The sequence below is a fragment of the Pseudoalteromonas sp. 3J6 genome, from assembly GCF_903995135.1.
Classification (GTDB): domain Bacteria; phylum Pseudomonadota; class Gammaproteobacteria; order Enterobacterales; family Alteromonadaceae; genus Pseudoalteromonas.
The window spans coordinates 2,107,914-2,124,448 of record NZ_LR877185.1 but is presented as its reverse complement, the minus strand read 5'-3'; the positions used below and the strand labels follow the sequence as shown (position 1 = coordinate 2,124,448).

At 40.2% G+C, this 16,535-nt stretch carries 12 protein-coding genes; 4 read left to right on the top strand and 8 right to left on the bottom strand.

What is annotated here, in order from left to right; all coding sequences use genetic code 11:
• Positions 1 to 72 precede the first annotated feature (72 nt).
• The gene (locus P3J6_RS09630) at positions 73 to 2,190 is read left to right on the top strand and encodes an ATP-binding protein (protein WP_232735482.1); all 2,118 of its coding nucleotides are present in this window, start codon (positions 73 to 75) and stop codon (positions 2,188 to 2,190) included.
• A 16-nt stretch (positions 2,191 to 2,206) separates the two neighbouring features.
• On the top strand, positions 2,207 to 3,742 hold the full coding sequence (locus P3J6_RS09625) for an HD domain-containing phosphohydrolase (protein WP_198522865.1): 1,536 nt from the start codon (positions 2,207 to 2,209) through the stop codon (positions 3,740 to 3,742).
• A gap of 49 nt (positions 3,743 to 3,791) precedes the next feature.
• Here the strand turns inward: P3J6_RS09625 and P3J6_RS09620 are convergent, their stop codons facing one another.
• From P3J6_RS09620 to P3J6_RS09610, 3 genes are all read right to left on the bottom strand, one after another.
• Positions 3,792 to 4,409, bottom strand: coding sequence for a glutathione S-transferase family protein (locus P3J6_RS09620; protein WP_178956975.1), 618 nt, complete (start codon positions 4,407 to 4,409; stop codon positions 3,792 to 3,794).
• A 48-nt stretch (positions 4,410 to 4,457) separates the two neighbouring features.
• Positions 4,458 to 5,486 carry an NADP-dependent oxidoreductase gene (locus P3J6_RS09615; protein ID WP_198522864.1) on the bottom strand — a complete coding sequence of 343 codons (1,029 nt, stop codon included), beginning with the start codon at positions 5,484 to 5,486 and terminating at the stop codon, positions 4,458 to 4,460.
• 157 nt (positions 5,487 to 5,643) lie between these two features.
• A complete protein-coding gene (locus P3J6_RS09610; RefSeq protein WP_178957430.1) occupies positions 5,644 to 6,150 on the bottom strand; it encodes a GNAT family N-acetyltransferase in 507 nt (168 codons plus the stop codon).
• Positions 6,151 to 6,301: 151 nt separating this feature from the next.
• On the opposite strand from P3J6_RS09610, the gene P3J6_RS09605 reads away from it, so the two are divergent.
• A complete protein-coding gene (locus P3J6_RS09605) occupies positions 6,302 to 7,507 on the top strand; it encodes an anhydro-N-acetylmuramic acid kinase (RefSeq protein WP_138605770.1) in 1,206 nt (401 codons plus the stop codon).
• Between the two features lie 36 nt (positions 7,508 to 7,543).
• On the opposite strand, the gene P3J6_RS09600 is transcribed toward P3J6_RS09605, so the two are convergent.
• Positions 7,544 to 8,029 (bottom strand): hypothetical protein, encoded by a 486-nt coding sequence (locus P3J6_RS09600; RefSeq protein ID WP_198522863.1) that lies wholly within the window; start codon positions 8,027 to 8,029, stop codon positions 7,544 to 7,546.
• 423 nt (positions 8,030 to 8,452) lie between these two features.
• Between P3J6_RS09600 and P3J6_RS09595 the strand changes: the two genes are divergently transcribed.
• Positions 8,453 to 10,708 (top strand): bifunctional diguanylate cyclase/phosphodiesterase, encoded by a 2,256-nt coding sequence (locus P3J6_RS09595; RefSeq protein WP_198522862.1) that lies wholly within the window; start codon positions 8,453 to 8,455, stop codon positions 10,706 to 10,708.
• On the opposite strand, the gene P3J6_RS09590 is transcribed toward P3J6_RS09595, so the two are convergent.
• Genes P3J6_RS09590 through P3J6_RS09575 form a run of 4 tightly spaced genes read right to left on the bottom strand, consistent with a single transcriptional unit; the run spans position 10,701 to position 16,500 of the window.
• A complete protein-coding gene (locus tag P3J6_RS09590; RefSeq protein ID WP_178956970.1) occupies positions 10,701 to 11,699 on the bottom strand; it encodes an L-threonylcarbamoyladenylate synthase in 999 nt (332 codons plus the stop codon). The two genes, P3J6_RS09595 and P3J6_RS09590, sit on opposite strands and share 8 nt — an antisense overlap.
• Before the next feature lie 8 nt (positions 11,700 to 11,707).
• Positions 11,708 to 12,505 carry a DUF6671 family protein gene (locus P3J6_RS09585; RefSeq protein WP_178956969.1) on the bottom strand — a complete coding sequence of 266 codons (798 nt, stop codon included), beginning with the start codon at positions 12,503 to 12,505 and terminating at the stop codon, positions 11,708 to 11,710.
• 3 nt (positions 12,506 to 12,508) lie between these two features.
• On the bottom strand, positions 12,509 to 14,935 hold the full coding sequence (locus P3J6_RS09580; RefSeq protein ID WP_198522861.1) for a YbcC family protein: 2,427 nt from the start codon (positions 14,933 to 14,935) through the stop codon (positions 12,509 to 12,511).
• Positions 14,932 to 16,500, bottom strand: a complete 1,569-nt coding sequence (locus P3J6_RS09575) for an NADH-quinone oxidoreductase subunit L (RefSeq protein WP_198522860.1) — start codon at positions 16,498 to 16,500, stop codon at positions 14,932 to 14,934. Before P3J6_RS09575 ends, P3J6_RS09580 begins: the two co-directional genes overlap by 4 nt.
• Positions 16,501 to 16,535 lie beyond the last annotated feature (35 nt).

Sequence of the window (16,535 nt, the reverse complement as noted above, 5' to 3'; positions counted from 1 at the left end):
ACTTTTATAGTCTAATTTTTAAACTCATCCTAAAAATTTAAAGGTAGTGGTTTTTTCTTTTAAAGCCTCATTATGCGACTAACACTGATACATTCATTGCAAGGAAAAATGCTGCTTTATTTGGCATTTCCCGTAATGCTTATTATTACTGGTATTTTGAGTTACTGGTATTCAACCAGCCTTAATCAGGCTGTTATGCAAGCAAAGCTTAACTTGAGTCAGACCGCCGATACTATTGCTGCAAAAGTAAATGAAGAGACGCAATTGGCAGTACGCACTACCGAAATTATGGCCTTAGCACAGCAAAATGGGTTGTTTGGTGATAGAGAGGCAAGTATTAATTTTGTTCGTGCAGTGCTTAAAATGAATCCTTCATTCGTGGGGGCTTCTTTTGGTTATGAGCCTAATGCCGATAATCAAGATCAAGCCTATGTGAATGCTTCGCCATTAAAAGAGGGCGTTTATGTAGACCAAACCGGTCGTTTTTTACCTTATTGGCATCGTGATTTTAGTGACTCTGAACGCTTGTTACTTGAGCCCTTGGTGGACATGGAATCTAGTCTTTATTATGAGGGAGTACGTCAACAGTTTTTACGTGATGGCAATACCGAAACGATGATCACTGAGCCCTATGTTTACGAGGGAAGAATGCTAGTTGAACAAAGTTCGCCCATTATCATTAATGATAAATTTGTCGGTATGGCAAGCGTAGATAGAGCACTTGCTGACATCACTGAGTTTTTACAAACCATAAAGCAGCAAGTAAAAATTGATGTTTTGCTACTCAGTCAACGCGACAACGTGATTGCAACGACATTGAATTACTCAGGATTAAAAACGAAAGCAATTTTAGATACTAATTATGCAAGTATAGCCAAGCAGCTAAAGTCACAGGGACAAGAAAGAGAGGTACTATCTGCTAACGATCCTTTTGATTCTGGGGTTTTCTATTTTGATAAGGCCAAGGTTGCCACTGGTAATTGGACAGTGATAGTGCGCCGCTCTGAATTGGATATTATTGGGCCTATTCAAGCGCAATTTAAACCATTATTGGCAGCCGCTTTTGCAAGTGTATTACTGATTTTTTTACTCTTTTGGTATTTTATTAACAGAACAACTAAGCGTATTAATATTGCGATTAAATCTGTTGAACAGCTAGCTAATGGCGATTTGTCCATTCATGCTCAAAAATATATGGCTCAAAAAGATGAGCTTGGCACTATGTTTAGAAGTTTTGAGCGTTTAATTAAAGCCAGTAAAGATATTGATCAGGTTTGCTCAGCTATAGCCAGTGGCGACTTTTCTCAAACTGTATCTAAGCGCGGCCCTCATGACCGTCTAAGTGATTCTATTAATTTAATGTCGAGTAAACGCTATGAGGCAGAACAAGCTTTACTTGAACAAACCATAAAGCTTCGCCGCACTCAACAAGAGCTTGTTGAAGCAGAAAAAATGTCATCACTTGGCAGTTTAGTTAGTGGCGTCGCACATGAAGTGAATACGCCATTAGGTGTTTGTGTAACTGCGACGTCGCATTTGAGACAAATACTAATTGAAACTAAAAACAAAGTTGCTTCTGGCTCCTTGAGTAAAACGCAGTTTAGCGAATTTATTACTGAAGTTGATTTAAGTTGTGACATTTTACTGAAAAATATGCAACGCGCCGCTGGTTTAATCAGCAGCTTTAAACGTGTTGCGGTTGATCAAACCACAGAAGAGCTCCGTAGCTTATATATTAGCCAATATTTTAATGAAGTGCTCAGAAGCTTGTATCATACAGTAAAAACGACAGAGATTGATATTAAGGTTACAGCAACCGAGCTTGAACCAGAGGTCTACTCTGATCCGGGGGCTTTAGCGCAAATTTTTACAAACTTAGTCATGAATTCTATTGTCCACGGCTATGGTAATGGCAATCGAAAAGGGCTAATCACGGTTCATATAGAATACTCAGAATATGTTCAAATTCATTATCAAGATGATGGATGCGGCTTGACTGAAGAAGCTCGAAAAAGAGTGTTTGATCCCTTTTACACCACAAATAGAGCGGGTGGCGGTAGCGGTTTAGGCATGAATATTGTGTATAACCTTGTTGTACACCGCTTGAAAGGGCAAATATTTGTAAAGAAAAAACAAACACCAGGTGTTTATTTTTTCATTCAATTCCCCTTAACGCTATCAACTCAATAATTAGCAGGGTGTGTTTATGGATTGGTTACAAGATGATGAAGTTGTAAAACAAGCGGTCGACAGCAAGCATGTTGAATCATGGAAAATCTTAGTGGTTGATGATGATGAATCTGTACATCAAGTAACTCAACTTGCAATGAAGCGCTTTGAATTTGAGCAACGACCTATCGAGCTGCACAGTGTTTATAGTGCAGCTCAAGCAAAAGAAAAACTACAAAGCTCAGAACGCTATGCTTTAATTTTGCTCGATGTTGTTATGGAGACAGAGCATGCAGGCTTAGAGCTTGCTCGTTACATACGCCAAGACTTACAAAATGTGTACAGCCGAATTATTTTAAGAACCGGACAGCCTGGGGTTGCGCCAGAGCGCAGTGTTATCCGCGATTATGATATTGATGGCTATAAAGCAAAGAGCCAACTGCAAAGCCATGACCTTGAATTAATTTTTTATACTTCTTTGCGAGCGTATCGCGATATTTGCATGTTACAAACCCACCGCCATAATTTAAAGCGACTAATAAAAGCAATTTCTACTATTACCCAAATTGGTGATTTAGTTGAGTTTACCTCTGTTGTTATGGAAGAGCTTAAGTTAGTGCTGAATATGAGCGAGGCAAATCTCTATATTGATGCGCCTAAAGTATTTGGCATTTGCCAGCTAGATCAAAGACTACAAATGATTGAAGGAGAGCTTTCTGGCATACATTTATTCACGGGCAACGGAATTGACAGTATTCCACAAAAACATCAAGAGTATTTTTTAAGAGCAAAGCAAACTAAGCAGAATTTTATAGCAGATGATCATTATGTTTATTTTCATCACTCCCAAAAAGGGCTCGATTCTATTTTAGCGTTTCAGTCGCTGCAGCCGGTAAAAAAAGAAGCTCAACAGCTAGTAGATTTATTTTTGGGTAATGTAGTACTGACCTTTGAAAGCCTCTTATTAGCTAATTCAATTGAAGAAACCCAGCAACTGGCTATTTCACTGATGGGAGGAGCGATGGAGTCACGCTCCAAAGAAACCGGCTCACATGTAATCAGGGTTGGTTTATATGCAAAACTATTAGCGCAGCTAAATAATCAAAATCAATCATACTGCGATAGAATTAGTTTAGCAGCGCAGTTGCACGATGTAGGAAAGGTTGGCGTTCCAGACTTGATTTTAAACAAACCTGCTAAATTAGACCCTGATGAATGGGAAATTATGAAACAGCACACCACCAAAGGCTGGGAAATACTCAAAGGTACGGGAAATCCTGTCATTGATATGGCGGCTAATATTGCGATTGATCATCACGAACGATGGGATGGTGCGGGTTATCCGCACGCTAAAAAACAGCAAGATATAAGTTTAGAGGGCCGAATTACTGCGATTGCAGATGTGTTTGATGCGTTATGTTGTCGTCGTTGTTATAAAGAGCCTTGGAGCATGGATGAAGCAAAAGCTGAGATAATTAAAAGCGCAGGTAATCATTTCGATCCGACGTTGGTTGAATTATTTGAATTGAATTTTAATGCGTTTAAACAAATTTATTTAGACAGGCCTGAGTAACGAGATTGTCGCTCTGATTGCGTTAGCCACAATCAAAGCGAACATAAAATTAGTCGTATTTAGCTTCAAGCTCGTTGGCAGTATGAAACTTTTCGTGAGATTGTAATTGCTCATCGTATTTAACTAGGTTTTTAAAGTGCCCTAGTTGGCCAGCGTTTTTAACGATTTCAACAATAAACGACATCATAAAATCGGCACCAGTGAGAGTATCGCCCACTAAATAACGTTTGCCTTCAAGGCGGCTGTTAAAGTAGCTAATTACTTTAGCGGTTTCAGTATCTGCATAGCCCTCTAAAAATTGCGTTTTAGCACCATCTTTCTGGACAAACATTTTTAGCAATAATGGTAAAATTGCAGAGCTTTCTGCAAAGTGAAGCCATTGTTGGTAGTCTACAAATTCTGCAGTACCTGTGACTGGTGCAAACTTACCTTTGCCATATTTAGTGATCAGGTAATCCGTGATAGCACCAGACTCGGCGATCACTAAGCCATCATCTTCTATAACTGGCGATTTACCCAGCGGATGCACACTTTTAAGCTCATCAGGGGCTAAAAAAGTTTCAGTATTGCGCTGATAAGCAACAATTTCGTAATCAACCTCAAGCTCTTCTAATAACCAAATAATACGTTTAGAACGAGACTTGTTTAAGTGGTGTAGTTTAATCATTTTCTTCCTTATTGAGCTGTGTTGAATTACAACACAGCCTGAATGTTATTATAGTGGGCTGTTAATCTTTACTACGGTTTTACCAAAGTTCTTCCCGCTGATCATGTCGTTAAATGCGCTGATGGTTTTTTCAAAACCATCTACAAGATGTTCGCGGTACTGAACTTTTCCGTCTTGCAGCCACTTTTGCATGTCTTGTGTAAATTCGTCATAACGATCGCCATAGTCATCAAAAATGATAAAGCCCTGCATTTTAATACGCTTAGTTAACAATTGTCCCATTAGCATACCTAATCTATCAGGACCTTCAGGCAAGCTGGTGGCATTATATTGCGATACCAAACCACAGATAGGCACGCGTGCTGAGGTATTAAGCAAAGGTAATACGGCATCAAACACTTTTCCGCCCACATTTTCATAATAAACATCAATGCCTTGCTCACATGCTTTTTCTAACTGCTCGGCAAAGTCATCCGCTTTATGGTCAATACATGCATCAAAACCAAGAGTTTCAACAGCATGAGCGCATTTTTCGCTGCCTCCGGCAACGCCTACTACTTTACAGCCTTTAATTTTAGCTATTTGACCAACCGTTGCGCCTACTGGGCCTGTAGCTGCTGCAACAACAACGGTTTCACCCGCTTTAGGTGCGCCAATATCTAGTAAGCCCATGTAGGCGGTAAAGCCAGGCATACCCATAATACCAAGTGCATAAGACGGATTAGTTGGCTCTTTACCTAATGACATTAAGCCCTCGCCATTTGAGATAGCGTAAGTTTGCCAGCCTGTATATGCTAATACCCATTCGCCTTCGCTAAACTTATCATTTTTAGATGATTCGACTTGGCAAACCGTTGCACCAACCATTACATCGCCAATTTCTACAGGGTCGGCATACGATTTAGCATCGCTCATGCGACCACGCATGTAGGGGTCCAGTGATAAATAAATAGTACGCAGCAATACTTCACCATCTTTTAATGATGGTAACTCTACGTTTTTAAGTTCAAAATTTTCATTAGTAGGAGCACCATATGGACGTGATGCTAAAGTAAATTGACGACTGGTTGTGGACATAAAAACCTCCAAATAAAGTGAAAAACCACCTACTACCGAATGTTTAAGCTTTAAAACTATACATTGCTCAACAATAATGCGCGGATAGGTAGAAAAGATTTGTACCTTGATACACGAGCTTTGGGCGAGAGGTGGTTAATTCAACCGTCGAAAGAATTTAATTAGAACAATTACTCTGTTTTAGCACACTGAATAGATGGCTATCAAAATAGTGACCATTTTTATAAATTGCTTTCTTTAAAATAGCTTCGTTATTAAAACCATTTTTAAGCAACGCGCTCATTGAGCCAACATTACCTGCAAATACAGCCGCATGAATACGGTTTAAGTTAGTACTTTCAAACACTTCTTTAGTAATTAACTCTATGGCTTGGGTAATAATACCTTGCCCCCAATACTGCTGACTAAGCCAATAACCTATTTCGCCACTGCGGCTATACTCAAATTCACCAGGAATAACACCAATACAACCAACACACAGGCCATCAACTTCAATGGCTTTAATGATGCCAAATTTTGCTCCCTCATTTACCCACCAGTTTGCATCTGCTTGGGTATAAGGAAATGGAATTTTAGAGGACAAATAGCGAGCTACTTGTTGATCGTTCAAAATGGTGACTATTTGGCAGGTATCGTGTTGTTTAAATGCTCGTAAAGTGATCATGCTACAAATGAGTTTGTTATTATCAGCCAATAACTTAGCAAGCTTTAAACGCTTAAACAATGAAAAACAATTCATTAAAATTAAAGTGTATACAGGTATAACTTTGCTTAAAACTCTTTTAAAATGTAAAAAACACCCAGACAGAGTCTCTATGCATCCTCATATCGAAGCCCTTTATAATAGCGCTAAAAAGCCCAGTCGTTTAATTATTGGTTTAATGAGTGGCACCTCTTTAGATGGTTTAGATGTGGCGCTATGTAAAATAACCGGTGCGGGTTTACATACACAAATAGAGGTTAAAAATTTTACTACGGTTGAATACAGCGACGAGTATAAAACTAAAATAAAGCAGGTATTTGCCAAGCGCGAATGCGATTTAGAAGTGCTGACTTTGTTACACCCTTGGGTGGGAAAACTCCATGGTGCTATGGTTAATCAGTGTTTAATTGCATGGGGTATTGACCCTGCGAGTATTGATGCCATAGCAAGCCACGGGCAAACTATTTATCACTGTCCGCAGTCGCAGCATAACCATCATGACTTTAAACATGGCACCTTGCAAATAGGTGATAGTGACCAAATAGCAGTTACTACAAGCATTACCACTGTTGGCGATTTTAGGCAAAAGCACATAGCCGCAGGGGGCGAAGGCGCACCTTTAGCGGTATATGGCGATTATTTATTTTTTGCCAGCCCTGATGAAAACCGCATTTTATTAAACATGGGTGGCATTGCAAACTTAACGTTTTTACCTAAAAACGGTGATACTAGCAGCGTGTTTAGTAGCGACATAGGCCCAGGTAACACCATTATGGATGCCTACGTACAGTCTTATTTTAAAGGGCTGCATTATGATGAGGGCGCAAAGCTTGCCAAAGCAGGCAAGGTGAATGCAAAACTGCTAAAAGCGCTCAGCGATAATGCGTTTTTTAAATTACCACTGCCAAAAACAACAGGGCCTGAGGTGTTTAATTTAGCCTTATTACGCGCAGCCCAAGCCCAAACCGCAACCCAAGATTTAAGCCATGAAGATGTGTTGGCGACATTAAATGCGCTTTCTGCGACTACGATTGCTAGGGCGTTAAATGACTGTGCTGAAGGGGTTCAAAACTGTGTGGTATATGCCAGTGGTGGAGGAATTCATAATCCATTATTGATGGAGCAATTACTAATACACTGCCCAAATATTAAGGCGTTTAAGAATACTGATGATTTAGGTGTTCACCCCGATGCCAAAGAGGCGGTGCTGTTTGCTATTTTGGCAAACGAATGTTTAGCAGGGCAGCGACAAAGTGCAAAAAATAAAAGGGGTGGAATTTTAGATATTACTATGGGTAAAGTGAGCTTTGCTGATTAACTAATTAAAGCTTAATGGAAAAGTTTATAACAAGAGCTAAAAAAGTGAGATTAAAGCTGTTCCCACACTGGCAAGGTACTGACGAACGCGATGAGGCTTTGGCGGCGTAATCGTATTTATTGGTACAGTATATCCATTACCAAATTGGTTAATGTGCATATCAAATTGCAAGCTATTTTTTAACGTACCGTGTTTACCATGCAAAATCATTTGCATTACAAAACCACGACGGTGCGCTATTTGACTTAACCTAAGCGTGACTCGTCCTTGCTCTAAATCAAGTTGGCTGAGCTTTTTTTCTGTGTAGTACTGAGCTTCACGTGCGTTTGGCAACGTTGCGCTAAGTGAAATAATATCACCTTCATGGGCAGCCTCAGGCAAAACGCATTGCAAAGCAATTTGATGCTGGCTATTGGCCTGCTGTGACAGCGTTTCAAATTCCATGCTGTGGCTCAGTGCCGCAGAGATAGGATCTTCAAATGACGGTAGTGCAAAGGTTAATTGCACCATGGATTCACTCATGGGGGCTTATAAAACTATATTGACTAATAATGCAGCTATTATCGCTGATGATTGTTGCATAATTATGACTAAGCTAAAGCGCTTAATACAAATGCTAGTTTTAATTGTAATTTTGAACTAAAGGTATTGTTTTAAATCAGTATTATATTTACGGAATAAATTATAATAGCCGCTCAATAACCACTGCGATAAACGTATATACAATTTAAGAATGGATTAACGTCTTACCTCAGTGATAAAAAACAATACTCTTACTGAATTTTTTGTTAATTGCGCCAGTTTTTTATTGTTAAATAATGGGTGTTTTTTTGTGTTTGTTTCAATTTTGCAACAAAATAGCTTGAAAAAAAGCCAAGCTAGCCATAAAGTGCAGTTAAGGACCCAAATACATAACACACTACCAAACGGGTTGTGAGAAATTAGATGGCACTAATAAAAAATAATTTATGGAAACTCTTTTGTTTTTTGCTATTAGGCGGTCTAGTCCTATTAAGCGTTTTGTTGGCTTATGAATGGCGAAATATCGAAAAAGAATACCGCACAAGCTCCCAAAATCGTGTGGAGTTTTCTGCGCAAGCACTTAAAAGCACCCTCAGAAATAAAGAGCTTATGCTGGATCTAATTGGCAGAGATATTGTTACTAATAATAGCTCATCTACAAATACATCTCTCATAAAGAACCTTAATAATATTTTGTTAGAAAACCTCGTTTCAACTGGTTTTGGATTATTTAATACGCATGGTCAAATACTCTATTTCAGTTCAAACTTAGATGCTTCTACCATAGTTAACCTTAAAGAAAATGAAAGAACACGTGACAACTTTGCTCGTACTTTAAAGTCTAATAAAATGATATTAGGTAGAACTTATTTTAATGAAACACTCCAAGAGTGGATAATTCCTATTCGAAAAGCACTAAGAGACGAAAACGCAGAAGTTATTGCAGTGATGACGTCTGGAATGGCTATTTCAAATGGTGACAAATATTTAAATATTTTAAGCAGCACTCAAGATGATTATTTATTAATTATTAGAGAGTTAGATGGCTACATTCAATATAGCTCAAACAAAAGCGCTGATATTGCTAGTTATACACGTACACAAGCTAAGCAATTTTTTGGCCTTCTAGATGCTGAGTTAGTAAAACAGCTGGGTAAAACAAAGCAAGCACTTAAATCTTCTGAAGAAGTATTTAGCCTTATTATTGATATTCAAGGCAAACCTTATATCACATCTGCAAAATTTGATAATCGCTATCAGTTATGGACACTTTCAAACAGAGCGATGCAGCCAATAAAAAGTGTATTTTATTGGAAGGTCTGTTGGTATTCTTTCATTTATTTACTGATTTGTACGCTCTTATATTTTGGTTTTAGGTTTATTGCTCGTGCTGAGCAAAAACGGATTGATGAACTGTTTTACCTTTCTCGTAATGATGATTTAACTAAGTTACCTAATCGAAAAGCACTGCGTGATAGCTTTGAAGCAAAAAAAGGGACATCGTTTAGCTTGGCAATTATAAACATTACCAATTTACGCTCGATGAATAATCGCTTTGGTATGGAGTATGGCGATAAGGCAATTAAAGCCTATGCCGCAATGTTGCAAGCGACATTCGCAGCTCCATATTTGGTTTTTAGAAACAGTGGCAATGAGTTTTGCATTATTACGCCGCATTTATCGGATGAGCAAAATAGGCACACTTTTGAAAAAATATTAGCATCCTCTATTGAACAATATGAAACCAAAAATACCGAACGTCCTTTAAATATGAGTGTTGGTGTGGCCAACTACCCAGAGCATGGCATAACCAAAAGTAAACTAGTGCGCAGCGCACATTTGGCTAATCAATGGGCGAAAGATACAGGACAGTGGTTGTGCCATTACCATGCAGGTATAAAACAAGCTTATTTACGCCGTTTAAAAGTAGAAGAGCGGTTAAATGTAGCGCTAAGTGAGCAATCATTCTCTATGGCCTATCAGTGCCAAGTAAATGAGCAGGGTAAAATTCATGCTATGGAAGCACTAATTCGTTGGCATGATAGCGAGTTGGGTATGGTATCACCTGCTGAGTTTATTGCTATTGCGGAGCAAAGTGATTTAATTTTTAAAATCGGTGACTTTGTTTTAGCGCGCTCTATTAGTGAATTTGCAAAGATGCAACAACATAGCGATACGCCTCTTGAACTAGCAATTAACATTTCTGTGATGCAATTTCAAAGCAGTGCTTTTATTCCTAAATTATTGCAAAGTATAGAGGCGCACAATGTTGCTCCGCACAGTATCATTTTAGAAATTACAGAGTCACTGTTTATGGATAACCTTGAGCATGTGATTGAAACTATACTGAGCTTAAAATCGCGTGGAATACGTTTCTCGATGGATGATTTTGGTACAGGCTATTCATCACTGAGTTTATTAAGACGCCTGCCCATAGATGAACTTAAAATAGATAAAAGCTTTGTAGATGATATTTTAATAGATCCTAAGTCTATCAGCATGGTGCAAAGTATTATTGCCATTGCCTTCAGCCATAACATAAGTGTTATCGCTGAAGGCGTGGAAGAGCAGGCACAATTTGATATGTTAGTGGATATTGGCTGTAAACGTTTTCAGGGGTATTACTTTTACAAACCTGTGAACGCGACCTCTGTAATTGAATACCTGCAAGCTAACTAGTAGCCGCGCGACTAAGGCGATCATTCACTGCAGCCCACTCACTGCTTATTGGCGGCTTTTCGATATAAATAGTTAATGGGGTCGTCTCATCAATAAGATGCAGTGCTTTATACATATTTTTAGCGTATTCAATAGGGCAACTACTGAGCTTAGTAATACGCTCTGATGGAATGTCGCCCGCTAATAATTGCTGTTGCAATTGAGTAGAATAGATTAAATAGTGACTTTTACTCTGAGAGTTTTCACTCAAAATTTTAGCGAAATCTTCAGTATTAGCCAACATGGCTGGTGCATGAGGCTGATAATGCGCTTTTACATTACCCGGTACCACTTCGTTATGTGAATGTGGCGTGCTGACATGCAGTCCAGTTTTTTGCAAAATATCAGATGCTGAAATTGGTCCTGGGCGTAATATGCGTAACTGCTCTGAGCTGGCATCGACAATGGTCGATTCAATACCTACATTACATTCACCTCCTTGTAATACCGCACTAATTCGACCATTCAAATCGCGCATAACATGAGCTGCGTTGATTGGGCTCAACTGCTTGTATCGATTAGCAGAGGGAGCTGCAAGACCAGTATTTAATTGTTTTAGTACCGCTAAAAACTCAGGATGCGCAGGCACGCGAAGTCCAATGGTGGGCAAGCCGCCTGTTACCGGACTGTTTAAATCATCTTTAGCATTTAAAATTAGGGTGAGTGGGCCGGGCCAAAATGCATCAGCAAGCGTGATGGCCGCCTTATTTACATTTTTTGCCCAGTGGTGCACATGCGACTGATTGGGAATATGCACAATGAGCGGGTGATTTGTTGGACGTCCTTTCGCGGTAAATATTTTCGCTACAGCATCACTATTAGTCGCATCTGCGGCTAAGCCATAAACGGTTTCTGTGGGTAAGGCAACGCATTCGCCGGCTTTTAATAGTGCTACGGCTTGGTTAATACGCTCTTCAGTATTTAATAATTGAGTCGGTTGTATTGATGTCATAATAACTCTTAAGGATTACAAAACTGGCAATATGTTGCATCGGCAACGTGTTTTTCATTCGCTTCAATATGGTTATAGCCGCAGCTATCACACAAAGAGGTTGTTGATTTTACTTGTTGTGTGGGCATGTTACACAGTTCACAGGGTAAGCCTTTAGTGAGTTGTTTGGCAACAAAGTTAGCACACTGGCATTGTGGACATTTTGATGCCAACCGCCTTGCTAAGTCCTCGGCAGCGAGGCGAATAATAGCTTGGCGTTGCCCACTATACATAGCTCTTAAATCAGGCGTGATTATGCCGGCTTTGGGCACTTTTTCTTTAAATAAAGCAACCAAGCCTTCAAAGCTTAGCCCTTTAAAAAGTGTTTGAGTGTCATCAAGTATCCAGTGCTGCTCTTTAAAGCGCTGGCATGCGACCGTGATTGATTCAACATTAGTCTCGCTGTTAATGGTTAAGCTGCTGGGTGAAAATGGCCCGCCTGCATGTCCATAAATAGCGATGTCTGTGTGTTTATCGTAAAAACAAATTACTTCTTCATCCCAGTTCATTAACCCAGGGTATGGGCCACCTCCAAAGCTGCCTTCACTACCAAGCCCACATTGCTCGCCAGTGAGTTCACACGCTTGTTGAGCTTTTATTAGTGCCGCTGTTTGGGCACTGCAATCACGCTGCACTTCATTAGTAAACATCCCAAGCGTATCGGTATCAAATAGACTGGTTGTTACCACATTATAGCCAAGTGGCTTTAATGCAGGGGCGATCAGAGGTGCTTTTTTATGTTTAGTGGCAATGACGGCGTTTAACATTGATCATGCTCGCTCTGTGGAGGGGGCAACTGTAGTGAAGTACCCGTTTTCAAAGCGCTCTAAGGTGTTGTCATCGCCCCAACGAATGAGTGTTAGCCAGTGGTTATCAATTAGTTCCTTCACCATCGTATGCTTGTTATAAATTGCTGCGATTGCTGATTGTGGCGCAGCAATATATACATTAAGGCGAATAGGTTCGTGCATCCATTTATCGCCATTGTGTAGCGATTGTATGGCCAAGCCTATGCGCAGGTCGCCGCCATTACCTTCAAATAAGCCTATGTTACCGCCCACCGCATTATGAAGTATTTTATTACCACTGCCGTATTTGTGATTGTCGTTAACTGAGGCATTATATTGGCTATTGATCCAATGGGTGACTATCATAGGCGCGGTCATAATAAGCTCTAATATCGCAAAGTCGCCATCGCTTTCCCAATCATAATCGTGTAAAAAACAGCGCCCCTGTAAGTTAATACTTCGCGTCCATGAGCGCGGCGCGACAATAAAGGCGGCATTATTTGCAAGTCCCCATTCAGGCCGCACCTGCGACCAATCGCGGGCGCGTTGATGATAAGCGTGATTAATTTCATCCGCTGATTTATCAATCAGCTTTGGCTCTATATTAACTAAGCGTTCGCGCTGAGCTGTTTGTGTTGTCACACTGAGCCATTTTTTTAGATTATCATCCAGTTGAGCATCATAGGTGGTGATCACATCTGTGGTTGTATTATGAATGGCTGCAATAAACTGGGTGTTTTCTGACAGTGTGAGTCCCCGAGTTTTAAGCGCTTGACGTACTTGAATATCGTTAAGTAGGCTTGCGAGCACTCGCACATTCACTTCACCACTTTGCCCGCCACAGGCGCCGCAATCTAGGCCAGCACTGTGTAAGTTATTGGTTGTATGGCTAGCATGACCCACTAACATCACCTGTGGTGCCAACGCTTTTATACCTAAAGTAGTAAGCACTTTTTGGGCTAAATCGGTTTTGTCTTTTAGGGTCAGTTGCTGCTGGTTTTGTGTTAATTGCCAGTCAGTTGGGGTGCACTTTTTAGCATCGCCTTTAGATAAAAAGGTATTCTTTATTAGTTTAAATGCGTATAGCCAACCTGATGACTCAACCACAGAAAACGATGAAGGGGCCGATTTTGACCAGCTTTGCCATGTGGCACTATTTTGGCGTGATGCTTCAAGTGTCGCGTCTTTGTGAGTTTGCGTGGCATGTATAGCCGGTTTAAGTAGCCCAGGGAGCTGTGGGCGAGTAATAGCACTGCCATTTTCTTGATATTCCAGAGGTAAACCAAAAAAACCGGCAAAGCCAAAAGTTTCAATATGTTGACTTTGAGACTCTAGCGCACGGCGAATCACTTCCGAGCGAACATCAATACAAAACACCGCTTGTAATTGAGCGTTTTTCACGGGGGCTTTAGTCGCGGTTTGCAGCGCATCATTAAGTGGATATTGAAAACTTAGTTCTAGCGCTTTTGCCCACACCCATAATGGTTTTTGTGCTAGTTTATGTGCATGTAGGCGCTCAACGACAAGCGCTTTTTCTTGTTGCCACTGACTTTGTAGTTGTTTAAATGTAGCACTATCGTGATTGGCTAGGTACTGCCAAATCACTAAGTCCCATGCCATGCGCATGGCCAGAAGTTGCTTCATCTCATCTGTTGGCGTGTCGTAAAGCTGACCTTGAAAGCGCAAATACGCAAGCCAAGATGCCCAACCGTTAATATCTAAAAGCAATGAGTGAGCGTATAACTCTAACGAATCATTGTTTATATTAATCGTTTTAAGGGTCAGTGCAATCAGTTCATCTGCGCATGTAGGTAATTGCTTAAAGTAGCCATTTAAATGCCGCTCATCCATAACAATGCTAATGCCTTTATCTGCTTGAATAACAGTTAGCCAATGGCGATATAATTCAGATGGGGCTTGAGTATCATTACGATGCAGCATAGGACCGAGTTGTTGATAATGCGCAGCACAAAACTGACTTAACTGATGAGTAATTTCATCATGCCAAGCCATTTTATGCTTATTACGTTGCTGGTCGAGTAAATCAGCAATGTTGTGCCAGTCCACTAATGGCACATCAATCTTAAGCGCTTGTAATAGTTGCTCTTTATTAAAGTCACTATTAAGTAGCGTTGCGGCATCGGCTAAGTGTTTGTCGGTAATCATGCCGGTGTTATATTTTTGCAGATAAAAATCTTTAGGCATTAGCATGTTGGCATTACATAAGGTATCCAGTCGTGCGCTTACATCTTCAATTGGTATATGGCGCATTTCCCAAAATGGGTTAACTGCAATCATCTGATCTAACGGCCAGTTTGGTGCTATGTAACGGCATACTTTATCAAGTAGGCTATTTTGACTGTCGCTTAGCGAGAGTGCTCTATTATCTGAAGGCGTTAGAGTGCTCATTTTGATTCCTCAATAGTGATCCCAGCGGCATGATTTTTTAAATCAGTGTGGCCATTATTAGGCAAATTTATCGGCCATATTTTTAGTGTTAATCGTGTAAACCACTCATCTAAATACAAGCCTGCAAATAATAAAGTAGATAATGATTTAACCTGAGGTCGCCAAGATTGATAGCGCAAATAGTAGCTTGCTATCATTAAGGTTAAAATAAGGGCTATTACCCAACTGTCGGCTAGGCTAAATGCAGGTTCGCGCCACTGCTCAAGGGGAAGTGCAAACGCAAAGATATTTTTAGCCGCTACATAGCTAAAGACCACTAATAGTGCAATTAACAGTTTTTTACTGCGTGTTTTAGCCGTAGCTGTACCATGCTGATTTGCAAGCAAAATGGTTAACGCTGATGCTAAAAGCAACCAAATACTTACCGCTCCCTGATAAGAGCTGATAAACCATGCTGCACCAACGATTATTATTGAAATAAGCGCACCGGCTAACCAGTCAAAGCATACGGGTGATTGTTTTGGCATATGGCGACGGATCAGATCTTCATTTACGCCGTTACCTGAGTTTAAAAATGCGAAAGCTTTATAAGTCGAATGGGTAACAAGGTGAAGTAAAGCCAGCTCAAATAACCCCAGCGCACACTCAACCAGCATTAACCCCATTTGCGCACTGGTAGACCAGGCAAGCCGAACTTTAACGCTTATTCGAGTGGTCATTATTAATGCGCTGATCACCGTAGTTAAACCTGCAACAATTAAAATTAACCATTGGGCTGCGCTAGTTTGAATAAACAAAGGAGCAAATAAAATTAATAAAAAGCCACCTAAATTAATGACTCCCGCATGTAATAACGCGCTCACCGGTGTCGGTACTTCAACCACTTTAATTAGCCAACCGTGTATTGGAAGTTGAGCACATTTTATTAAGGCTGCACAGGCAATTAAAAAAGCGGCAACTTGCTCTGCAAAAGACAGTGGTTGTGTGGTGGTGTGATAAAAGGCGGTTATATCACTTATGTACAGGCTATTGTGAGTGAACCACAAAATACCAAATGCAATTAGTAATAAGGATTCGGCAACACGTGCCACAATAAATTTTTTATGGGCGGCAAGCACCGCTCGTGGGCGCTCAGGGTAAAACATTAAAAGTTTATGTAGTGCTAAACTTATCGCCACCCAACCTAGCCAAAATAGCGCTAAGTGGTTGCTCATAACCACAACTAATACGGCTGTGATGGTTAGTAATAGCCATCGCCAAAAGTAGTTTACGCGTGGCTCACCTTGCATATAGTGCCTACAAAAGCGAATCAATATCAGCGTGATAAATAATATAAGCCCCAGCATAATAATTCGGGTCATGGTCAGCGATAAGAAACTGAGTAAATCAAAAGCATAAATTTGATGAAGCGTAATAGCTGTTATAAATGCAAGGCTATTAAACAGCATTACTTTAAACAGTACATGACCATTTGAAGCGCGCGATCGTTGGCCAATTAACCAGGCTGCTATAAATGTGCTTAAAGGCATTATTAGCAGTAACAACGAAATAATATACTCACTCATTCAGTGCTCCTTATTTAGTGAGCAAAGTATGGCAA